The 21113-nt window shown below is 71.9% G+C and carries 17 protein-coding genes; 5 read left to right on the plus strand and 12 right to left on the minus strand.

What is annotated here, in order from left to right; all coding sequences use genetic code 11:
• The first annotated feature begins 26 nt into the window (after window positions 1–26).
• Complete coding sequence (locus tag CPZ01_RS00060; protein ID WP_096392841.1) at window positions 27–1604, plus strand: ATP-binding protein; 1578 nt, start codon at window positions 27–29, stop codon at window positions 1602–1604.
• Between the two features lie 33 nt (window positions 1605–1637).
• On the opposite strand, the gene CPZ01_RS00065 is transcribed toward CPZ01_RS00060, so the two are convergent.
• The gene (locus CPZ01_RS00065; protein ID WP_096392842.1) at window positions 1638–2138 is read right to left on the minus strand and encodes an SRPBCC family protein; all 501 of its coding nucleotides are present in this window, start codon (window positions 2136–2138) and stop codon (window positions 1638–1640) included.
• 93 nt (window positions 2139–2231) lie between these two features.
• Here CPZ01_RS00065 and CPZ01_RS00070 point away from each other — a divergent pair, with 93 nt between their 5' ends.
• On the plus strand, window positions 2232–3158 hold the full coding sequence (locus CPZ01_RS00070) for a DNA-3-methyladenine glycosylase family protein (protein WP_096392843.1): 927 nt from the start codon (window positions 2232–2234) through the stop codon (window positions 3156–3158).
• Window positions 3159–3249: 91 nt separating this feature from the next.
• Entirely contained in the window at window positions 3250–3681 is a 432-nt protein-coding gene (locus CPZ01_RS00075) for a DUF555 domain-containing protein (protein WP_096392844.1), read from the plus strand.
• Window positions 3682–3744: 63 nt separating this feature from the next.
• Here CPZ01_RS00075 and CPZ01_RS00080 read toward each other — a convergent pair whose 3' ends face one another.
• The 6 genes from CPZ01_RS00080 to CPZ01_RS00105 form a co-directional block, all read right to left on the minus strand.
• Window positions 3745–3978: a UPF0058 family protein gene (locus tag CPZ01_RS00080; protein WP_004598519.1), complete on the minus strand. Its 234-nt coding sequence runs from the start codon at window positions 3976–3978 to the stop codon at window positions 3745–3747.
• A 241-nt stretch (window positions 3979–4219) separates the two neighbouring features.
• Complete coding sequence (locus CPZ01_RS00085; protein WP_096392845.1) at window positions 4220–4399, minus strand: DUF7836 family putative zinc-binding protein; 180 nt, start codon at window positions 4397–4399, stop codon at window positions 4220–4222.
• Window positions 4400–4511: 112 nt separating this feature from the next.
• Window positions 4512–5570, minus strand: coding sequence for a transcription initiation factor IIB (locus CPZ01_RS00090; RefSeq protein WP_096392846.1), 1059 nt, complete (start codon window positions 5568–5570; stop codon window positions 4512–4514).
• A 284-nt stretch (window positions 5571–5854) separates the two neighbouring features.
• Complete coding sequence (locus CPZ01_RS00095) at window positions 5855–6811, minus strand: mechanosensitive ion channel family protein (RefSeq protein ID WP_096392847.1); 957 nt, start codon at window positions 6809–6811, stop codon at window positions 5855–5857.
• A 94-nt stretch (window positions 6812–6905) separates the two neighbouring features.
• Entirely contained in the window at window positions 6906–8216 is a 1311-nt protein-coding gene (locus CPZ01_RS00100) for a Zn-dependent hydrolase (protein ID WP_096392848.1), read from the minus strand.
• An 87-nt stretch (window positions 8217–8303) separates the two neighbouring features.
• Window positions 8304–8636, minus strand: a complete 333-nt coding sequence (locus CPZ01_RS00105) for a hypothetical protein (RefSeq protein ID WP_096392849.1) — start codon at window positions 8634–8636, stop codon at window positions 8304–8306.
• Between the two features lie 95 nt (window positions 8637–8731).
• On the opposite strand from CPZ01_RS00105, the gene CPZ01_RS00110 reads away from it, so the two are divergent.
• On the plus strand, window positions 8732–8944 hold the full coding sequence (locus CPZ01_RS00110) for a PLDc N-terminal domain-containing protein (RefSeq protein WP_096392850.1): 213 nt from the start codon (window positions 8732–8734) through the stop codon (window positions 8942–8944).
• 81 nt (window positions 8945–9025) lie between these two features.
• Here CPZ01_RS00110 and CPZ01_RS00115 read toward each other — a convergent pair whose 3' ends face one another.
• The 3 genes from CPZ01_RS00115 to malA form a co-directional block, all read right to left on the minus strand.
• On the minus strand, window positions 9026–10054 hold the full coding sequence (locus CPZ01_RS00115) for a sodium:calcium antiporter (protein ID WP_096392851.1): 1029 nt from the start codon (window positions 10052–10054) through the stop codon (window positions 9026–9028).
• Between the two features lie 3 nt (window positions 10055–10057).
• Window positions 10058–11548: a 4-alpha-glucanotransferase gene (gene malQ, locus CPZ01_RS00120; protein WP_096392852.1), complete on the minus strand. Its 1491-nt coding sequence runs from the start codon at window positions 11546–11548 to the stop codon at window positions 10058–10060.
• Between the two features lie 101 nt (window positions 11549–11649).
• Window positions 11650–13755, minus strand: coding sequence for an alpha-amylase MalA (gene malA / locus CPZ01_RS00125; protein ID WP_096392853.1), 2106 nt, complete (start codon window positions 13753–13755; stop codon window positions 11650–11652).
• A gap of 131 nt (window positions 13756–13886) precedes the next feature.
• On the opposite strand from malA, the gene CPZ01_RS00130 reads away from it, so the two are divergent.
• Window positions 13887–18635 carry a glycoside hydrolase family 15 protein gene (locus CPZ01_RS00130; RefSeq protein WP_172863913.1) on the plus strand — a complete coding sequence of 1583 codons (4749 nt, stop codon included), beginning with the start codon at window positions 13887–13889 and terminating at the stop codon, window positions 18633–18635.
• Window positions 18636–18676: 41 nt separating this feature from the next.
• Here the strand turns inward: CPZ01_RS00130 and CPZ01_RS00135 are convergent, their stop codons facing one another.
• Window positions 18677–19138, minus strand: a complete 462-nt coding sequence (locus CPZ01_RS00135) for a hypothetical protein (RefSeq protein ID WP_096392854.1) — start codon at window positions 19136–19138, stop codon at window positions 18677–18679.
• The gene (locus CPZ01_RS00140; protein ID WP_096392855.1) at window positions 19131–20984 is read right to left on the minus strand and encodes a MutS-related protein; all 1854 of its coding nucleotides are present in this window, start codon (window positions 20982–20984) and stop codon (window positions 19131–19133) included. The genes CPZ01_RS00135 and CPZ01_RS00140 overlap by 8 nt, the downstream gene beginning before the upstream one ends.
• Window positions 20985–21113 lie beyond the last annotated feature (129 nt).

Here is a 21113-nt window from a genome sequence, read left to right on the forward strand (position 1 = left end):
AAGCCACCCGAACGAGTGGACCGGGTATGGACCGGCGAACGGTCGTCGCGTTCGTGGGCGAGGACCCGAGCGCGAGCGAACGCGTGTCCCGCGCGGTCGACGCCGTCTGGGGCGGCCCGAGCGGACCGGAACTCCGCGCGTTCGTCCCGACGGATCTCGACGACGACCGCGGCGGCGAGGATCCGCTGAACGAGACGTGCGGCGTCGTCGTCACCGCCGCGGCCGCGACCGAGGATCGGGTGACGGAGCGGCTCGCGGCGCTCCCGTCGAACGTGCCGGTGATCGCGCTCGTCGAGGACGCGACGCCGACGGCGGTCAGAGCCCTGCTCGCGGCCGACGCAGACGACATAGTCGATGCCGGCGACTGGGGGTCCGATCCAGACGAGATCGACGCGACCCACCCGCTCGCCGAACGGCTCGCGAGCCGACTGGATCCCGACCGCGTCCGACTCGGCAGCGACGACGTCGCCCGTCTCTCCGAGGTGTTGCTCGACGCCGGAACGACGCTGATGAGTACCCGCACCGACGAGGTCGGGACGAAGATCGAGTGGACGATGGAGAACGTCGGCGAACACGCCGGGCTCGATCGGATCGTCTGTTACCGGGAGGACGGCGGGCAGTTCGTCCCCGCGTACGGCTGGTGTCCCGACGGGTCCGAGCCGGAACCGCGACCGTTCGAGGAGTTCCCGGACCCCGAACAGCTGTCGACGTTCGGCAACGTCGCGCGCGGATCCGTCCCTGCCGGGAACGCGGACGGCGAGGGCGGCGAGGTCCGGGTCGCGGAATCGCCGGCGACGGTTCACGTCCCGCTCGTCGTCGACTGGGAACTGAGCGGGATCGTCGCGTTCGAGTCCGACGACCCCCGCGCCTGGACGGACGACGAGGTCGACCTGTACCGCACCCTCGGCGACCTGATCGCGCACACGATCGCGCGCAACGACCGCCGAACGGCGCTCCGACGGCAGGCGGAACAGCTGGAACAGTTCAGCGCGGTCGTCTCACACGACCTGCGGAACCCCCTGAACGTGATTTCGGGCTACCTGTCGCTCTCCGAGGACGAACTCTCCCCGTCGCGGTACGACGCCATGAGCGGCGCGGTCGACCGCATGGAGACGCTGATCGACGACCTGCTCATGCTCGCGCGGCGAGGCGAGGCGATCGGCGAGACAGAGCCGGTCCCGATCGCGGCCGTCGCGGAGGAGGCGTGGGGGTCGGTCCGCGCGCCCGACGCGACGCTCACGATCGCCGACGAGGTCGGTCGCGTCGAGGCCGACCCGGGTCGGCTCCGGCAGGCGCTGGAGAACCTCTTCCGGAACGCGATCGACCACGGCGGCCCGGAGGTCTCGATAGAGGTCGGCCCGCTCACCGCGGACGGCGGCGTCGGCGGGATGTACGTCGCGGACGACGGGCCCGGGATCCCGGTCGAACTCGCTGACACGGTGTTCGACTCGGGCGTCTCGTCGGCCGACAGTTCGGGGATCGGACTGGCGATCGTCGACCGGATCGTCGACGCGCACGAGTGGGACATCGAGGCCCGAAACGACGACGGCGCCGTCTTCGAACTCACGTTCGGTGCGGACGCGACGCGGCTCGCGTCGCCGTAGCGGTCCGGCACCGCGCACGTCCCCGCCGAGCCGTCAGTTTTCGGCGAACCGCTCGACCGTCCGTCGGTGCCGGTCGCGGAACATCCCCTCGAACCCGACCTTCGCCATTGGCCCGACCGCGTCGCCGAGAGGACCGAGCGGCAGCCGATAGGCGACCGTGTCGACGAGGAGGGTCTCGTCGCCGTCGGCGTAGAACGCGTGGGTGTGCTCCCACCGTCGGAACGGACCGCCCTCCATCTCGTCGACGAACCGAGCGGAGCGCTCGGGCGGCGTCGCCCCGTCGGGGTCGCGCTCGACGATTCGCGAGGTCCACCGCTGACGCGGACCGGCCCCGAACGGCCGTATCGACATCGCGATCTCCGAACCGGCGACGAGGACCTCCGGGTCGGGCGACCCGTCCGGCCCTTCGACGCCATCCACGCGGAGCCGCATCCAGTCCGGAGTGAGCTCTCGCAGTCCGTCGACCGTGGAGTGAAACTCCCACACGTCTTCGATCGGGGCCGGCACCCGAGTCGTCCGCCTGTACGTCGGCATACATCGGATACGGGTCGCGCGGACAAAAACCCGTCCTCGGCGGCGGTTCGGGGACCGAAACCCGCATGCCTGCGCGCGCCCTGTCCGGAGACGATGGAACGCGGGGCGATCGACGTCGGCGACCTGGCTGGACCGTTCGACCTACAGGCGACCCTCGAGAGCGGACAGAGCTACCTCTGGAACCGCGCGGACGGCGAGACGTACGCCAAGCTCCACGCGCACGGCGACGACGCGTGGTACGAGACGGTCGTCGACCCGATCCCCGGCGTGACCGAGGAGCGCGTCGCGGTCCGGGTCCGACAGGAGGGCGGCGTCCGCGACGGGACGCTCCGGTGGGAGGCGTCGACGGACGCCGAGCCGCTGTTGACGCACCTGCTCCGGCTCGACGACGACCTCGACGCCATCCTGGCCGCAACCCCGGACCTCCCGCTCCTGGAACGCGCGTACGACGCCTACGAGGGGATGCGCCTGACCCGCGATCCCGTGTTCCCCTGCCTGATCTCGTTCATCTGCTCGGCGCAGATGCGCGTCGCGCGGATCCACGGAATGCAGCGGCGACTCCGGGAGACGTACGGCGACGCGGTCTCGCTCGGCGACGAGACGTATCGGGCCTTCCCGACGCCCGAGCAGTTGGCCGCGCGCACCGAGGACGAACTCCGCGACCTCTCCTTGGGCTACCGCGCGCCGTACGTCCGGCGGACCGCGGAGATGGTCGCGAGCGGCGAGGCGGACCCGCTGGAGGCGGCCGACCTCCCCTACGAGGAGGCCCGCGAGTCGCTCACGCGGTTCGTCGGCGTCGGGGACAAGGTCGCGGACTGCGTGCTGCTGTTCTCGCTGGGGTTCCTCGAAGCGGTGCCGCTCGACACTTGGATCCGCACCACCGTCGAGGAGTACTACCCCGACTGCGACCGCGGGAGCTACGCCGAGACCTCCCGGGCGATCCGCGAGCGGTTCGGCGGCGAGTTCGCCGGCTACGCGCAGACGTACGTGTTCTACTACCTCCGCGCCGGCGGCGAGTGATCGGGGTCGAGACGGCCGGCTCTCGGCCCGCCGAGGCCGATCCGGTCGCGGCCGAAGTTTGATACTCGTTCGCGTGGTATCCGCACGCGTGATGGACTGTCGAGTCGTCGTCGAGGCCGCGGTTCCGGTGTACGACGTGGAAACCGCCGACGAGGCGGTTCGGATCGCCATCTCGAAGACCGGGGAGATGCTCAATCCGGACCTCAACTACGTCGAGATCGACACCGGAACGCGGACGTCGCCGAGCGGCGAGCGGCTCGACCCGGCGTTCGTCGCGGCCGACGAGGCGCTCGTCGCCCTGGAGCTTCAGATGGACGTGTTCAACGTCGACCGCGACGAACACGCCAGCCGCGTCGCGCGCAAGGAGATCGGCAAGCGCCTCCGAAACATCCCGCTGAAGGTGCTTTCTGTCACCGAGATCGACTCCGCGGAGAGCGACCGCACGGAGGGATCCGCGCCCCCGGAGGAGACGTCCGAGTCGGACGGCCTCGGGGACGACGCCGGAGACGGCACCGAGTACTGAGCGACGGTCGCGACGCTGGTCGACGATTGTGCGGTCGGCGAGGAGCAGCGCGCAGTAGACGTCTCAGTCGGCCGTCGGGGCCAGCGGCTCCGATTCGGACGACTCCATCGGCTCGGTGATTCCCTCAGTCAGCTTGAAAACGGCGGCTTTGTGGTCGGTCTTCGATTTGTGAATCGATGTCGGCTTCACGCCCAGTTCCTCGTAGGCTTCGAGGTCGACGTCGTCGTCCCAGAACTCGCACTGTTTTCGTACCTCCGCGAGGAGACCGTGAAGATGGATGAGCTCCTGCTTCTTCATGAGTACCAGTCCTTTGCTACCGGAGGTTTATATTATTATCTTGAGTCGCGTTACCACACCGTTCGCGTATTTCGTGAGTAGCGGGGCGGAGAAGTGGGTTCTCGATAGATCGATCAGGATCGTTTTCTACCGTTCGCGGCGACATGCGAAGCGAACGAACGGCGTCACTACGCGGGTAGTGAGCGCTCGACCGAGAGGGAGATCCGACGGTCGGTTCGGCGGCGGCTGGCCCCGCCGCGCGTCACTGGAACTGCTTGACGGCCTCGAGGTCGCGTTCCGTTCGCATGAACTCGGTCAGGCGTCGCGTCGCGTGACACGCCGAACAGCTGAAGTTAGACCGAAGATCCTGAAGCTCGGCGGGATTGTCCTGCCACTCCTTGCCGCACTCCGGACAGACGAGTCTGACGAACGCGTCAACCATGTCACCGTGTACAGCCGGCCGCGTTAAAAACGTAGGTGCCGACGGGGAGCGCCCGCCGAGGCGGGGACCGCGGTCGTCCAGTGTCCGGGTCGAATCGGTACGTGGTGGCGCCTCAGGCGCTCACGGTGCCGCTCGCCTCGAGCAGCTCCTTGTATCGGTTCCGGATGGTGACCTCCGAGACGTCGGCGACGTCGGACACCTGGCTCTGGGTCACCTTCTCGTTCGACAGCAGCGCCGCGGCGTAGACGGCAGCGGCGGCGAGTCCGACGGGCGACTTCCCGCTGGTGATCCCCGCGCTCGCGGCGTCATCGAGCAGCTCGCGGGCGCGCCGCTCGGTCTCCTCCGAGAGGTCGAGCCGCGAGACGAACCGCGGGACGTAGCTCGTCGGGTCCGCCGGCTGGACGCGCAGTCCGAGCTCGCGGACGACGTAGCGGTACGTCCGGGTGAGTTCCATCTTCTCCACCCGTGAGACCGCCGTGAACTCGTCGAGGCTCCGGGGGTTCCCCACCTGCCGGGCGGCGGCGTACAGCGCCGCGGTCGCGACGCCCTCGATGGAGCGCCCGGGCAGGAGGTTCTCGCTCAGCGCGCGGCGGTAGATGACGGAGGCGGTCTCGCGGACGTTGTCGGGGAGGCCGAGCGCGCTGGCCATGCGGTCGATCTCGCCGAGCGCCTGCTTGAGGTTGCGCTCCTTGGAGTCTCGGGTGCGGAACCGCTCGTTCCACGTCCGCAGCCGCTGCATCCGGCGCCGCTGTCGCCCCGAGAGGGACTTGCCGTAGGCGTCTTTATCCTGCCAGCCGATGTTCGTCGAGAGCCCCTTGTCGTGCATCATGTTCGTCGTCGGGGCGCCCACCCGAGATTTGCTGTCCCGCTCGTTCGAATTGAACGCCCGCCACTCCGGGCCGCGGTCGACCGAGTCCTCCTCGACGACCAGCCCGCAGTCGCTACAGACCGTCTCGCCGTGTTCCGTGTCGGTCGCGAGTCGGCCGCCGCACTCGGGGCAGGTCGTGGTCCGCTCGCGCTCGCCCTCTGTGCGCTCCTCGACGCCCGCCGACTTCTCGTCGGTCCCGTCCGTCCTCGTTCGCGTCCGCTCGCCGTTCGCGGACGCGTCGTCCGGGTCCGCGAGTCGCTCTCGTTCCGTTCCGCCGTCGCTGTAGGTGTCTGTCTCTGTCATGGGCGTGGCTCCGACGATCCCCCGACGAAAATACAGCGAGGTCCACAATCGCCAGTCTGTTAACGTATTGTTAGTCGCCAAAGTATATAAGTCTGCCTATTTATTTGACCCCCGACAATAGCCAAAAACGCCTCGAAAGGCGTCAAAACGCCCGATTCGACGAGAATATGGACTGCCCACGACAACGCGACCTCCGGCACACGAGACGGGCGGCCGTATAAATACTTCACTCTCGGATCGCCCCGACGGTGGGACCGCTCGGAGAGCGGCGGGCTTCCTCCGAGCTATCGGCTCCGGCTCACCGGGAACGCGACGCGGTCCGGGTTGTCGTTGAACCGTTCGAGGATCCGCTCGTACAGCCGGTTCTTCACGCGCTGGCCGCGGCGGGGGTGGGTGAGGTACCGGACGCGGAGTTCCACCCACGACTCCTCCTGTCGGACGTTGACGCTGGGCCCGTCGCGGACCTCCAGTTCGACCGGCGTCTCCGCGAGCGCCTCGCGGTAGGCGGCGATCCCCTCGGCCATCTCCCGGCCGACCAGGTCGGTCGCCTCCTCGATCATCACCGAGCGCGCGAACTCCAGGTCGGTCTCGTAGGCGACTTGGACGGAGACCTCGTTCCAGACGTACGGCGACCCGCCGCCGCCGAAGTTGACGACGTTCGACGAGAGGACGACGCTGTTCGGAACGGTGACCACCCGCCCGGAGGGTTGGTTCGTCGTCACCAGTTCGCCGTTGATCTCCCACAGCGTCGTCACGAGGAAGTCGACCCCGATCACGTCGCCTTTCGCGTCGTCGATCTTGATCCGGTCGCCGACGCCGAACGGCTGTTTGACCGCGATGTACACCCACGCGATCAGCGATAAGAGCGGCTGCTGGAGCGCGAAGGTGATCGCGAACCCGATGACGCCGAGCGAGAAGAGGAGGCCGAGCCAGTTCTCCGTCGCCACGGCGAGCGTCGCCACGGTTCCGACGACGCCGAACGCCAGCCGGAGCAGGTTCCGGACGTTGTGCGCGCGGCGCTTGTTGGCCGACCGCGTCAACACCCGGACCGCGAGGAGATAGGACCCGTAGGTCAGCCCCGCGACGGCGACGACGAGCAGCGTCCGGCCGACGACGGTCGGCGCGGGGTACCCGCCGATCGACGGCCAGTTCGCGAGCGCGTCGGTCGTGCCGGCGACCGTTCCGGCGACCCCCGCCAGCAGTCCGACCGCGAGCGACGCGAGTCCGAGTGGGCGGCTCACGCTCGTCGCTCGCGGCCGACCGGCAAAACGGTTGTGCCGTCGCCAACGCGGGCGCCTTCCTCACCGGTGGCCGCCACGCGCGTCCGGTAGACCGTCACTCGTCGTCCGCGACGCGCGCGAGCGCTCCGGCCAGGACCTCCGTCGCGGCGGCGCAGTCGCCCCAATCCGTCCACTCTCGGGGGTTGTGCGAGATCCCGTCGCGCGAGGGGGCGAACAGCAGCGACGCGTCCGTGACGCGCGCGACCCGCATCGCGTCGTGGGCGGCGCCGGAGTGGAGGTCGATCGCCTCGCGCCCGGCGGCGTCGGCGGCGTCGTGCGCGGCCTCGCGCAGCCGGTCGCTCATCGGCGTCGGCGCCACGTCGAACGGCCGCTCGAACTCCGTCTCCACCCCACGCTCGCGCTCCAGCCGCTCCAGCGAGCCGCGCGCGGCGTCGACGATCGCCTCCATCGACGCGGCCTCGACGTCGCGAACGTCCACGCCGGCCTCGACGCGCCCGGGCACGACGTTCGTCGCGTTCGGTGCGACCGACAGCGACCCGACGGTGCCGACCGCCGAGGGCGACGAGGACTCGACGACCTCGTTCGCGGCGGCCTCGACGTCCAACACGAACTCGCTCGCGGCCGCGAGCGCGTCCGTCCGCTCGTCCATCGCGGTCGCGCCCGCGTGGTTCGCCTCGCCCTCGATCGCCGCCTCGCAGTGGGTGATCCCCGTGATCGTCGTCACGACGCCGGCCGCCGCGCCCGCCGACTCCAGTTTCGTGTCCTGTTCGACGTGGAGCTCGTAGAACGCCGCCCACGACGCGGGATCCAGCGTCGTCGGGTCGCCGTCGGCGTCGGTCGGCGCGGTGGCGTCGACCGCGCTCCCGCCGCGGTAGCCGATCCGGTCGAGCGCCTCGCCGAGGGTCTCCCCCTCGCCGTTCGACAGCGCGAGCGCCTCGCCGAGCGCCAGCTCGCCGGTCGCGACGGTCGACCCCAGTAGCCCGTTGCCGAACGTGCCGCCCTCCTCCTCGGTGAAGCTGACGATGCCGACCGGGCGGTCCGGCTCCACGCCCTCGTCGCGCATCGCGCGGACCGCCTCCAGCGCCGCGTACACCCCGAGCGGACCGTCGAAGATCCCGCCCTCGGGAACGCTGTCGAGGTGGCTCCCCGAGACGACCGGCGCGGCCTCCGGGTCGGCGCTCGCCGGCGTCCACGTCCCGAGGACGTTCCCGACGGCGTCGACCGTCACGTCGAGGCCGGCGTCGCGGAGTCGTTCGACCAGTCGGTCCCTCGCCCGTCGATTGGCCTCTGTCCCCGTCCGATTCGTTCGCGCGCGGGCCTCCGGATCGTCCGTCTCGACCCGACCGAACGCCGCGTTCGCCTCGATGTCCGCGCGGAGCCGGTCCGCGTCGACTGGGAGGTTCATACCGACTCCGGGTAGCGCGGGATCAAAACGGTTCGGTCTCCGGCGTGGATTCCCCGGGTCGCCCGGGGCAGTGCCCGCTCGGGTTCGCTACTCACCGCGCCGCGCGAGCCAGTAGCCGGCCGACCCCAGTCCGAGCCCCGCGGCGAACGCGCGTCTCGCCGCGGGACCGTCGACGGACCGGTCGACGGCGACTCCCAGCCCCGCCCACGCCAGCGCGACGCCGACGCTCCGGCCGGGGGCGCCGCGGAACCGCCGACAGCCCGCGACCGCCCGCGCGTGCCGGTAGCAGTAGCCGACCGCGAAGCCGACCGCGAACGGAGCGGGCCGTACCTCGCCGTCGGCGACCCCCCACCACGCGAGCAGGACGCTGACGCCGACGCTCTCGATCGCGGCACCGACCGCGCGCACCGCGTTCACCATGCGACACGTTCGCATCCGGCGGGAAAATCTGTTTCGCTGAGTGCCCGGCGAGGACCCGAAAACACTTGTCGGGGGGAGTTCTGCTTTCGGGCGGCATGTCCCCGTTGCTCCTCCAAGGCGCGGCCGTCGGGATCGCCCTGCTGATCAGCCTCGTCTTCCTCGTCGTCCACCTCGCGATGATCGTGTGGACCTACTCGGACGCGCAGCAACGCAGCGACCATCCGCCGGTCCTCTGGGCGCTCGTGGTGTTCTTCGCGCCGATTCTCGGTCTGTTGCTGTACCTCATCATCGGCCGGAACTCCTACTGATCCCCCGTCGTCCAGCCGACAGACGGTGTCGCGGCCGTCCGGCGGCCGGTGCCCGCGGCCGACCGACGACCGCGACGGGCCTCACACGCCCCTGAGCACGCTCGTCGCTCCGACGCTCTCGGCGACGACCCACGCGACGAACAGCCCGTAGGCCGCGAGCAGCGCGTACGACTCGCGCTCGCCGAGCGTGAGGCCAGTCCGAAGCGTCACGAACAGGAGGACGGTCGCGGCCGTCAGGACGCCGAACATCGGCACCGCCGTCGAGAAGTTCACCTCGACCGCGCCGACGATCAGCACGCCGAGCGGGATCGCGACGAGCAGGTCGAAGGTGTTCGACCCGAGGACGTTGCCGAGGCTCGTCGCGCCGCGGTCCTCGCGCGCCGTCCGGACGCTCACGAGCGCGTCCGGCAGGCTCGTCGCGGCCGCGACGACCGTGACGCCGGCGAGGAACTCGGGGACCCCGAACGTGGCGCCGAGCGACTCGACCGACGCCACGAGTCGCTCGACCGTGACGACGATGACCGCGAGCCCGGCCAGCAGCTTCGCCCACTCCCGCCCGACGTCGACCCCGTCGCGAACGCGATCCATCTCGGCGTCGTCGACGTCCTGATACTGGATGAACAGGTAGAGGCCGTACAGCGCGAGCGGGACGACCGCGAGCGAGCGCGGCAGCTCCCCGACGATCGGGTCCGTCGATACCGGGAAGTAGATGACCGCGAGCGCGAAGGTCACGACCAGCGCCGAGACGGCGAGCATGTAGAACTGCGCCTCCTTGTACACGATCGCCCTGTTGGCTTCCAGATCGTCCTCGGTCCCGAGCCCGGCGGCGGCGGGGATCACGAGCACGTTGAAGATGGCCGACCCGACGAGCGCTCCGACGCCCATGTCGAAGACGCCGGTGAGGGCGGTGACGAGCACGCTCACCAGCTCCGGGAAGCTCGACCCGACCGCGACGACGACCGACCCCTGGACTACGGCCGGCAGTCCGTAGTAGCCCGCGAGGCTCTCGGCGGCCTCCTCTAACCAGCCGCTCCCGATCCAGATCAGCGCGGTCGCCGCAGCGATGACGAAGACGTGGACGACCGGCGCGTCGGGAAGGACTCCCGTCACGGGTTATCGGACGTGTTTGCCGCCCAGCTCCCACAGCCGGTCCGCGATTTCGTCGTCGAGCGCGTCGCGGGTGACGCGCCACTCCCAGTTGCCGTCGAGGGTGCCGGGCTCGTTGAACCGCGACTCGCTGCCGAGTCCGAGGAGGTCCTGGAGCGTCGTCACCGCGAGGATCGCGTCCGAGGCCCACACGGCGTCGATGATCGCCCACTCGCTCGGCTCGTCGGGGTCGGAGCCGACGTTGTACCGGAAGCAGTCGCGCTGTTCGGCCGGGAGGTCCTCGAAGTAGCCGACCCAGGTGTCCGTGTCGTGCGTCGAGGTGTAGCCGACGACGCCCTCGCCGTAGTGCATCGGCTGGTACTCGTTCCCCTCGGCGCACCAGTCCGCGTACTGCGGGACGCGCATGCCGGGGAAGCCGAACTCGGCCATCAGCTCGTCCATCGCCGGCTCCTCGAACCCGAGGTCCTCGGCGATGAACGGGGCCTCGCCCAGTTCGCGCTCGACCGTCTCGAAGAGGTCGCGGCCCGGGCCGTCGCGCCACTCGCCGTCCGCGGGGTCGTCGCTGTCGGCCGGGATCGCCCAGTACTTCACGAACCCGAGGAAGTGGTCGAGCCGCGCCACGTCGGCGAGCTCGAACAGCCGGCGGAACCGGTCGAGCCACCAGTCGTACCCGGTCTCGGCGAGCCGCTCCCAGTCGTACAGCGGGTTCCCCCAGCGCTGGCCGGTGTCGCCCGCGTTCGGCGGGACGCCCGCGACCGCCGTCGGGCGGTTCCCCTCGTCGAGCCGGAACGCCTCCGGGCTCGCCCACACGTCGGCGGAGTCGAGCGCGACGTAGATGGGCACGTCGCCGACGATCGACACCCCCTCCTCGGCCGCGACCGCGCGCAGGTCGCGCCACTGGCGGTCGAACGTCCACTGGACGAACTCGCGGAACCGGATTTCCCGGGCGTGCTCCTCGCGCGCGTCGGCCAGCGCCTCGGGGTCGCGCGTCCGGAGCGGCGCCGGCCACTCGGTCCAGACGTCCTCCGGCCGCGCGTCGGAGAGCGCCCGGAACAGCGCGTAGTCGGCGAGCCACGGCTCCCCCTCGCGGAACGCGTCGAGCGCCGCCCGGTCCTCGTCGCTCGCCCGCTCCTCGAACCGGTCGAACGCGGTCCGCAACAGCGGGAGCTTGTACTCCCGGACCGCGTCGTAGTCGACGCGGTCGGTCGGGAACTCGGGGACCGGCTCCAGGTCGCCCCGATCGAGCCAGCCGTCCTCGACGAGCCCTTCGGGGTCGACGAACAGCGGGTTGCCGGCGAACGCCGACGGCGACTGGTACGGCGACTCCCCGGCGGCGGAGATGGTCGGGCCGATCGGACAGATCTGCCAGTGGTCGACGCCGGCGTCGCCGAGGAACGAGAGGAACGCCCGGGCGCCATCGCCGAGGTCGCCGATCCCGTACGCCCCCGGCAGCGAGGTGATGTGACAGAAGACGGCGTCGGAGCGGTCGAATCGCATACGCCACCCTGCGATCCCCACCGACTCAAGCGTTGCGTCCGGGGACGTCGCGGCCGCGGTCGCCCCCTGTCAGCGGACCGCCGGAGAGGGCGACCGACCGCTCACTCCTCCCTGATCGGCACCACCGCGACCTCGTCGACCCGGATCCGCTCCGTGCCCTCGCCGTCCTCGACGAGGCACTCCTCGCCCGTGACCAAGTCGCGCTCGCCGTGGTCGAGGTCGACCGCGACGCTCGCGTCGGCGGGCGCGAAGTTGAGGACGACGACGAGGTCCTCCTCGCCGTCGTGCCGGCGGAACGCGACCACGTCGTCCGGGTGGACGTCGCCGCTGGCGACGATCGGTTGCTCGGTCAGGTCGCCGCTGGCGACGTGGTAGCCGACGCGGGAGAGTTCGGCGTCCGGGCCGAGCGCGGGATGTTCCCTTCGCGTTTCGAGCAGGCGCTCGTAGCGGTCGCGGACCTCCTCGCGCGCGTGGTCCCACGCGATCGCGTCGCGGCGGCCGCGCTGACCGATCTCCTGACCGGCGTACACCATCGGGACGCCCGGCAGCGTCATGATCGCCGCGCCGGCGGCGGCCGCGGCGGCGTCGCCGCACTCGACGCGGTAGCGCGTCTCGTCGTGATTCTCGATGTACTGGAGGAACTCCGCGTGGTCGGGGAACCCGATCTCGGCGCGTTGATCGACCGCGTCGAGCACGCTCGCGGCCGGCTCCGCCCCCCGGCCCACCTGCCGGAGCTGGAAGTACAGCGTCGCGTCGAAGTGGACGTCGAACATCCCCTCGTGGAAGCCGGGGATGTACGGGATCGTCTCGTCCATCAGGAGGAACTCCCGGTCGATGTCCTTCACGCGGTCGCGCAGTTCGCGCCAGAACGAGTCGGGCACGGCCCACGCCATGTCGCAGCGGAACCCGTCGACGAGCGGCGCCCACTCGTCTATCACGTCGAGCAGGAACCGCCGCACGTCGAGGTTCGAGTGGTCGAGGTTCGCGATCAGCTCCCAGTCGAAGTAGGTGCCGGGCTCGCCCGACTCCTGCCACTCGTAGCGGTCGCGGAACGGCGAGTCCGGGTTCCGATACGCGTCTTGGAACCACTCGTGGTCGCGCGCGGTGTGGTTGGCGACGAAGTCGAACAGCACGCGCATCCCGTGGTCGTGGGCGGTCTCGACGAGCGCCTCGAAATCCTCGCGGTCGCCGAGGTCGTCGGCGGTGTCGAAGAAGTCGACGATGTTGTAGCCGTGCGGCTTCCCGTCGTGGCCGAGGACCGGCGTGAGCCACAGCGTGTCGACGCCGAGCGCCGCGATCCGGGGAATCCGCTCGGCGATGGCGTCGAACGCCTCGCCCTCGTCGGCGTCCGCGAAGGTGCGGACGAACACCTCGTAGACGGAGGCGTCGCGGGTCCACGCCGGGGGCTCGTTGAGCCGCACCGTCTCGAATTCCGGGGTGTCCGGGACCCGAACGGCCTCCTGCCCCGCGGCCTCCTCGATCGCGGACCGGCCGCCGGCGCGTTCGACGGCCGCCGCGTCGGCGACGCTCACGCGCGGATCCTCGCCCGGATCGCGCGCGACGGCGACGGCGTGGACCCGGAGCCGGTCGGGCACCGCGTCGAGCGGGACGCGCAGCTCGCGGCCGTCTTCGCTCACGCGGAGCGCGTCCCGGGGGTTCGTCCGGCCGGCCGCGACGGCGTCGGCGACGTCCCGGTCGTCGACGACGAACGTCACGGCCAGGTCGTCGGCGTCGAGCGACGACTCCGGGTTCGGCGAGGGGGCCGCAGCGAACACTGCTTCGCCGGCGCGTTCGCTCCTCTCGTCGGCGTCGTCGAACACGACGCTCGCGTCCACCCGCACGCGCGGTCGGCCGACCCCCTCGTGTTGCCCCTGCGCGGCGTAGTCGGCCGTGGCGTCGACGTCGCCCGCGTCGCGGTCGCGTATCGCGGTGCCGCTCCCGCCCGCGACGTCGACGCCCTCGTAGCTCGCGGGGAACGCGCGGACCGTGAGCAGGTGGTCGCCGTCCGGCGCGTCGAGGCCGATCAGGTAGCGTCCGGGGACGTCGGGCGTGAACGCTGTCACGGGGTCGTCGCCGACGGTCGCCTCGCTGTCGGGCGGCGCGTCCGCGACGCGCCACGCGTACGCGGCGTCGGGGTCGGGGTCTCTCGGAGCGAGCTCCGTCCGCTCGCCCGTCGCGAGGAATCTGGGGGGTCCGGGGTGGTGCATGTGACGCCCATCGGCACCCGGGGCCTTCGGTGTTGCTCTTGTTTCGGTGTCGCCTCGGGCGGCGGCGCTCGGCGTCGCGCGGTCTCCGCCGCGGTCGTCAAGGCTTTTACTCCGGCCGGCGCAGGGCGGGTATGCGACTGCGTACCGCCCTTACGGAGCACGAACGTCGGCGCGGGGAGCGCTACCCGGCGGAGCACTCGATGACCGCCGGCGCGTTCACCGGCGACGACGGCCGACTGGTCCACGTGGGACCGGACGGGACCGTCCACGACTGTTCGTACTCCCTCTCCGAGGTCGGCGGCGCCGACCGCCTCCGCATGGGGATAACAGCCGGGCGCGGCGTCCGCTGGTTCGACGATCTCGAGACGACCCGCCAGCACTACGACGGCGACACGCCGCTCGTCGAGACGGAGTACGACGCCGGCCGCTACACCATCCACCAGTTCGACCTCGTCGTGAGCGACACGCACCTCACCCACGTCGAGCTCCGCGGCTCGCCGCCGGCCGACGCCGAGCTCGTCGCCGCCTACGCGTTCTCGCCGGACATGGTCGAGGGGCGCGTCGGCAACATGGTCCACGACGGGGCCGGCCCCGCGGACGGCGGCGTCGTCGAGGTGTACCACCGCACCGAACACGACTTCCTCACCGCCTCGACCGGCCTCTCGAACGCCCACGGCCAGCGCCTGCGGACGATCCCGGAACTGCTCGGCGAGGCCCACGACGGCTTCCCGCACCGCGGCGAGATCGACCGGCGCGAGGACTCGCGGCTCACCCCGGATGTCGTCGTCCGCGCGCCCTTCGAGCGCGACGGGCGCACGGAGCGGGTCACGCTCGCCGGCCGCGCCGTCGTCGACCGCCGGGCGGCGCGGGACACCGGCGACGACGCGAAGGACGCGCTCACCGACGGGATCGACCGCCAGCGCCGCATCGAGGCGGTGTCGAACATCGCGACCGCCTACCCCGACGCCGACGACCTCCGCGAGGCCGCGGACGGCCGCGGCCCGAACGTGCCCGAGGACGCCCCCCGCCGATCGGTGATCGCGAGCGACCTCCGCGCGCTCGACCTGCTCACCGCGGAGTCCGGCGGCCGGATCGCCGCCCCGGAGTTCGACCCCTTCTACTCCACCTCCGGCGGCTACGGCTACACCTGGTTCCGCGACGAGGCGACGGTGTCGACCGCGCTGCTCGACGCGAGCGAGGAGCTCGGCCTCGACGCCGACGAGGAGCTGCTCGCGGCCGCGAGCTTCTTCTGTCGGACTCAGGACGCCGACGGCTCGTGGCCCCACCGCGTGTGGGCCGACTCCGGGAAGGTCGCGCCCGGCTGGGCGAACGCCCGGATCGAGGGCGCGAACGCGACGCCCGGCCCGAACGACCAGCTCGACCAGCCCGCGACGGTCGTCGCCTTCCTCGCGACGCTGCGCCGCGAGGCCGACCTCCCGGCCGAGTGGCGCGACCGGATCGACGAGACGATCGCGGACGCCGTCGCCTTCCTCTTCGAAACGACCGAGGACGACGGGCTTCCGCGCCGCTGTCAGAACTGCTGGGAGAACGCCTTGGGCCGGTTCACCCACACCGGCGCCGAGTACCTCCGGGCGTTCGCCTCGGTGGCGCGAGCGCCGGTCGACGAGGGGCTTCGGGCCGACGCCGCCGACGCCGCCGACGCGGCGCTGTCGGGGCTCGACGCCCGCTGGAACCCCGACACGGAGCGGTTCCTCCAGCGCGCAAGCGACGAGGGGCAGGACGCCCGCGCCGACGCCAGCACCTTCGCGCTCGCGACCGCGGCCGCCGAGTACGCCGCCCTGCTCGACGACGAGGCCGAAGCGGGAGACGACGCGACCGCTGACGGCTCCGCGGCAGACGACGACGCGGCCGCCACCGACGGCTCCGGGACGGCCGAACCGATCGACACCGTCGCGACGAGCGAGTTCGACCGATTCCTCGACCGCGTCAACACCCACGTCCGGCAGTCCATCGACGCGCTCCGGCGCGAAACCGCCTCGGTAGAGGGGCTCGTCAGGTTCACGGGCGACGACTGGCGCACGGCCGAGCAGGGCGCCCCGAAGGTGTGGTCCATCGCGACGCTGTGGGGCGCGACCGCGGCGGCGACGCTCGCGGGCGTCGTCGAGGAGCGTGGCGGGGCCGCCGGGCCGCTGTTCGCCGACGCCCGCGACCTGTACGCGCTCTGCGAGCCGGACGGGCCCTTCGTCAACGAGGCGGGGCTGTTCGCGGAGCAGGCGTTCGACGACGGCGACCTGGACAGCGCGACCCCCATCGCGTGGTCGCACGCGCTCCGGATCGACGCGACGGTGACGCTCGCGAAACACGGCGAGCTCCCGGTCCCGCACGACCGCGAGACCGGCCCCGAGGCGGCGCCCCACTGGACGACCGGCCGGAAGTTCGGCGTCGGGACGCCGGCCGACTACGAGGCCGACGAGCCGGTACCGGTGTGGTTCACGCTCACCGAGGGGGCGCTCACCGAGGCGCGGTTCCCCCGTATCGACGTGATGAACGTCCGGACGTTCGACTTCCTCGTCGCCGACCCCGACTCGGAGTACGCGATCCGGACGTTCGACGAGACGGGCCACGTCACGGCGACGGAGACGATCGAGCGGACGACGGAGCCGGCGGCCGACGACGCGCTCGCGTACGTCCAGCGGATCCGCGAGACCGGCGACGGCCACGGCCACAGCTGGACGCTCCGCGTCGAATACGCTGTCGACACCGACGGGACGGCGATCCTCGCGGACGTCCGGTTCGAGGGGAGCCGCGAGTACGACGTGTACGCGCTCGCGGACGCGACGATCGCCAACGTCGGCACGAACGACCGCGCCGAGCGCGTCGACGGCGACGCGGGGGTCCACCTGCTCGCGCAGAAGGACGACCCCGACCGCGACCCGGGCAAGCTGGTCGACGACGAGGGCGAGCCGTTCGCCCCCGCGCTCGCGCTTGCGAGCGGCGAGGGGTTCGACTGGGCGAGCGCGCTCGCGGCCGGCGGCGACGCGGCGGACGCGCTGTTCGGCGACGGCGAGCGCGTCGAAGAATCTGCCGAGGCGGTCGGCAACGTCGTGCTCGCCGGCCTCGTCGGCACCGGCGAGACCGTCGCGGACACGGTCGCGCTCGGGTTCGCCGAGGACTCGGACACCGCCGGCGCCCTCGGCGAGGCCGAGGGGGCGCTCGGCCGCGGCTTCGACGAGGCCGCGGACGCGTACGCCGAGACGTGGCGCTCGTGGCTCGCGGACCGCGACCTCCCCGACTCGGTCGCTGACGACCCCGACCTCGCGGCGCAGTACCGGTTCGCGCTGATGACGCTGGCGGCCGTCGAGGACAAGGCCCACGACGGTGCGGGGATCGCCAGCCCCTCCGTGCCGTGGGGCGAGACGGAGTACGCCGCGGAGGACCGCGGCTACGGCTACAACTTCGTCTGGTCGCGGGACCTCTACCAGGTGTTCACGGCGCTGATCGAGATGGACGAGCTCGAACGCGGCGCCGACGCCTTGGCGTACCTCTACAACACCCAGCAGGACGACGACGGGTTCCTCCCGCAGAACACCTACATCGACGGCCGCACCCGGTGGGGCGGCGAGCAGATGGACAACATCGGGTTCCCCTCGGTGATGGCCTGGCAGCTGTACGAGCGCGGCGTGACGCTCGACGACGCCGGCTACACCTACGACCAGGTCGCCCGCTCGCTCGACTACATCGCCGACAACGGTCCCGAGACCGCCCAGGAGCGCTGGGAGGAGGAGTCCGGCTACTCGCCGTCGAGCATCGCGGCCGAGATCGCCGGCCTGGTCTGCGGCGCGGCGCTCGCGCTCGCGGAGGCCGACCGACGTGACGGCGCCGAGTCCGGAAGCGAGGCCGCGGCGTCGCCGGAGTCGCTCCGGGCCGACGCGCTCGCGTGGCTGGCGCTCGCCGACGACTGGACGGCGCGCGTCGAGGAGTGGTGCGCGACAGCGACCGGCACCGACCGCCACGATCGGACGCCGTACTACCTCCGAGTCACGGCCGACGGGAACCCCGACTCCGGCCGTCCCCGCACCATCGCCAACGACGGCCCCACCTACGACGAGCGGGAGATCGTCGACGGCGGGTTCCTCGAACTGGTCCGCCTCGGGATCAAGCCCGCCGACGACCCGGTCGTCCGCAACTCCGTCTCCGTCGTCGACGACTCCATCCGCGTCGACACGCCCCACGGCGCGGCGTGGTACCGGTACGTCGGCGACGCGTACGGCGAGATAGCCGTCGGCGACCCCGGCGCGCCGTGGGCCGGCACCGGCGACGGCCGCGGGCGCCTCTGGCCGATCTTCACCGGCGAGCGCGGCGAGTACGAGCTGCGCGCCCGCGCCGACGGCCCGGACGCCTTCGGCGGGACCGACGACGAGAAGCTCGAACCCGAGACGCTTTTGGAGACGATGGCCGGGTTCGGTAACTCCGGACTAATGTTACCCGAGCAGGTGTGGGACCGCGAACACCCGACGAAGTACGGCTGGGAGTTCGGCGAGGGAACCGGGGGGGCGACTCCGCTCGCGTGGTCGATGGCCGGCTTCGTCCGGCTGGCGCACGGCGTCGACGCGGGCGAACCCGTCGAGACGCCGACCGCCGTCCGCGACCGCTACGTCGAGTCTGACCGGCCGGCCGGCCCCGACCTGACCGCCACCGCCGAGTTCGTCCAGGACTCGGTCGTCGTCGCGGGTGAGACGGACGCCGAGACCGTCGCGGTCCACACTCGAACGACTTCGCGGCTCGTGACGCCCGACGACGACGGCGCCTTCGAGGTCGACCTCGACGCCGACACCGACGCCGACACCGTCGTGGTCGCGGCCGCGACCGACGACGACTTCGAGACGGCGGGCACCGCCGTCGAGCGGTTGCGGCTGTAGCGCGTCGCCGCTACGCCAGGTCGGCGGCCCGCGAACTGCTTTTATCCCAGCACGGTCACGTCGACGGTGCGCGTCTCGCCGTCGACCTCGATCTCGACCGTCTCGGCGACGCGCTCTCGCACGGCCTCACGCCACGCCTCGACGTTCTCCGCGTGTCGCTCGCGCCGCGTCTCCAGGTCGGCGTCGGGGAGTTCCGCGGCCGTGTCGTCGACCTCGGGGTACGGCGGCGCGTCCTTCACGAGCGCCCGTGGATCGATGTGAAGCGGCGCGGGCGCGTCGGAGTCGCCGGCGCTCCCCGTATCCTCGGCGTCATCCCCGCTACCCGCGTCGAGCGCGTGGAGGCGGGCGCGCATCCGACCCGAGAAGGGCGGCGTCGCGCGGAGCACGACTTGGCGTTCGCTCCGGAGGCTGGCTTCGAGCGCGTTCGCCACGTCCTCGCGGTGAACCGCGATCGACCGGATTCTGTCTGGGCCGGCGTCGCCGCCGCGCTCCTCCTCAGTCATCGTTCGCCGCCCACTCGGCGTCGGAGAGCGTTCGCTGGACCGCCTCCTCGCCGACGGCGCCCGCGAGGTGTTCGAAGCCGGCGCGGACGCCGCGGTCGCCCGCGTTCGCGACCAGCCGCGAGACGATGAACTCCGGCGTGGACTTGCCGATGGTGCCGAAACGCGGCTGGTAGTCGACCCGGAGCTCCAGGTCGTTCGTTAACCCCTCCGCGAAGATGCCGTCGATCCGGGCGGCGTCGGGCAGCGGGCTCAGGTCCTCCGCGAGGTGGGTGACGTAGACGCCGAGCGCGCCGCGGTCGACGGTGAGGGTGACAAGCCCGTTCAGCAGGTCGGCCGCGCGACCCGGCTCCGTGATCGCCTCGAACTCGTCGACGAGCATCAGCGTGCGGCCGTCCGCGACCAGCGGCGGGACGACGGACTTCAGCGTCGACTCCAGCACGCCGGCGTTGAACGAGGCGTGCCGGCGGTGGAAGACGATCCGGTCGAACGTCCCGACCTCGGCCGCGTCGGCGGGCACGGGGAGGCCCATCGACGCGAGCAGCGCCACCGCGCACAGGGTCTCTAACAGGGTCGTCTTCCCGCCGGAGTTCGCCCCGGTGAGGACGCTCACGCGGTCGCCGGTCGGCGGCGCGTCCGCGCTCGCGACGCCCGGATCGTCCGCCAGGGAGTGCGAGCCGACCCCGTACGAGACGGGCTGGACGTCGCCGTCGAGGAAGGGGTTCCGCGCCCCGCGCACGGCGACGCCGTCGTCGACGAGCGTCGGTCGGACGTGGCCGTTCTCGGCCGCGAACCGTCCGAGCGACAGGAGGAACGCGGCGTCCGACACCGCCGTCGCGGCGCGGGCGACGGTGGTGTCGCCGTCGTCCGCTTCCCCCTCAGCATCGTCCTCGTCGCCCGCGTCCGCCGCGGGCTCGTCGCCCAGCCGCTCGCGGACGTCGGCCGCCACGGCGGCCTCGCGCTCGTCGACGGCCGCCTCGAGCTCGACGACGAGCTCCCGCAGGGTCCCGGAGACGAAGTCGGCCGCGTCGAGCGCCTCGTCGGGCGACGCCGACCGGACCGTCGCGGGCTCGACGCCCGTCTCGCGGGCGACGTGTTCTATCGTCGCCGCCTCCAGCGCCTCGAAGTCGCGGAGGCTTCCGTCGCGGACCGATTCGAGCACGTCGAACGCGGAGTCCGCGAGGTCGCGCGCGGCCGACAGCCGCTCGCGCAGCCGGTCGAGCTCCTCGTCGGCGCCCGACGCGATCTCGATGTCGTCGCCGTCGAGGCCGCCGGCGGGGTCGATTGACCCCCGCACGTCGGCGAGCGCGTCGGCCGCGTCGCGCAGGCGATCGCCGTCGAGCGCGCCCACGTCGGCGAACGGGCCGTCGGTCAGCCCCGCATCGCGGAGCTCGACGGCGGTCTCGACCGCTGCGAGGTCGGAGCCGTCGGCGTCGTCGTACGCGGCGAACGCGTCCGCGACGGCCTCGCGGTCCGCGTCGTCGAGGTCGGCCCACGCGTCGCGGGCGGCGACGACCCGGTCCAGTCGCTCCTCGACGGCCTCGCGGTCGAGCAGCGGGGTCAGCACCCGGATCCGGTCGGCGGCGTGCGCGGTCAGCGCCGCGTCGGCCGCGAGCGCGAGGAGGTCGTCGTACACCGAGCGCGCGTCGCCCGTCGCGAGGACGTCCATCCCGGCCTCGCCGTTCGCCCGGCGGAGGATGCGCGTCGCGCGGCCGCGGTGGAGCCCGGCGTCGACGAGCGCGCGGACGTCGGCCGACTCGATCGCCTCGACGGCCCGTTCGGTCCCGAGCGCCTCGGTGAGCCGCTCGCTCGTCTTGGGGCCGATCCCCCAGTAGTCCTCCAGTCGCATACCCCGTGGTGTCGCCCCGGCGTCTTGGCGTTTTCGTCGGGCGCACCGTCGACGGCGTCGACTCGGTCCCGGGAGGTCGCGCTCCCTGCGTTCCGCCACGACAGCGTTCATTCCGCTCCGGACCGTACG

The sequence above is a fragment of the Halorubrum trapanicum genome (assembly GCF_002355655.1).
GTDB lineage: Archaea > Halobacteriota > Halobacteria > Halobacteriales > Haloferacaceae > Halorubrum > Halorubrum trapanicum_A.

Coding starts and splice junctions, on each gene's coding strand:
- CPZ01_RS00060 (WP_096392841.1), top strand. CDS start 27: ATGGACCGGCGAACGGTCGTCGCGTTCGTGGGCGAGGACCCGAGCGCG.
- CPZ01_RS00130 (WP_172863913.1), top strand. CDS start 13,887: ATGCGACTGCGTACCGCCCTTACGGAGCACGAACGTCGGCGCGGGGAG.
- CPZ01_RS00085 (WP_096392845.1), bottom strand. CDS start 4,399: ATGGTTGACGCGTTCGTCAGACTCGTCTGTCCGGAGTGCGGCAAGGAG.
- CPZ01_RS00140 (WP_096392855.1), bottom strand. CDS start 20,984: ATGCGACTGGAGGACTACTGGGGGATCGGCCCCAAGACGAGCGAGCGG.
- CPZ01_RS00075 (WP_096392844.1), top strand. CDS start 3,250: ATGGACTGTCGAGTCGTCGTCGAGGCCGCGGTTCCGGTGTACGACGTG.
- CPZ01_RS00090 (WP_096392846.1), bottom strand. CDS start 5,570: ATGACAGAGACAGACACCTACAGCGACGGCGGAACGGAACGAGAGCGA.
- CPZ01_RS00110 (WP_096392850.1), top strand. CDS start 8,732: ATGTCCCCGTTGCTCCTCCAAGGCGCGGCCGTCGGGATCGCCCTGCTG.
- malA (WP_096392853.1), bottom strand. CDS start 13,755: ATGCACCACCCCGGACCCCCCAGATTCCTCGCGACGGGCGAGCGGACG.
- malQ (WP_096392852.1), bottom strand. CDS start 11,548: ATGCGATTCGACCGCTCCGACGCCGTCTTCTGTCACATCACCTCGCTG.
- CPZ01_RS00065 (WP_096392842.1), bottom strand. CDS start 2,138: ATGCCGACGTACAGGCGGACGACTCGGGTGCCGGCCCCGATCGAAGAC.
- CPZ01_RS00100 (WP_096392848.1), bottom strand. CDS start 8,216: ATGAACCTCCCAGTCGACGCGGACCGGCTCCGCGCGGACATCGAGGCG.
- CPZ01_RS00105 (WP_096392849.1), bottom strand. CDS start 8,636: ATGGTGAACGCGGTGCGCGCGGTCGGTGCCGCGATCGAGAGCGTCGGC.
- CPZ01_RS00080 (WP_004598519.1), bottom strand. CDS start 3,978: ATGAAGAAGCAGGAGCTCATCCATCTTCACGGTCTCCTCGCGGAGGTA.
- CPZ01_RS00070 (WP_096392843.1), top strand. CDS start 2,232: ATGGAACGCGGGGCGATCGACGTCGGCGACCTGGCTGGACCGTTCGAC.
- CPZ01_RS00135 (WP_096392854.1), bottom strand. CDS start 19,138: ATGACTGAGGAGGAGCGCGGCGGCGACGCCGGCCCAGACAGAATCCGG.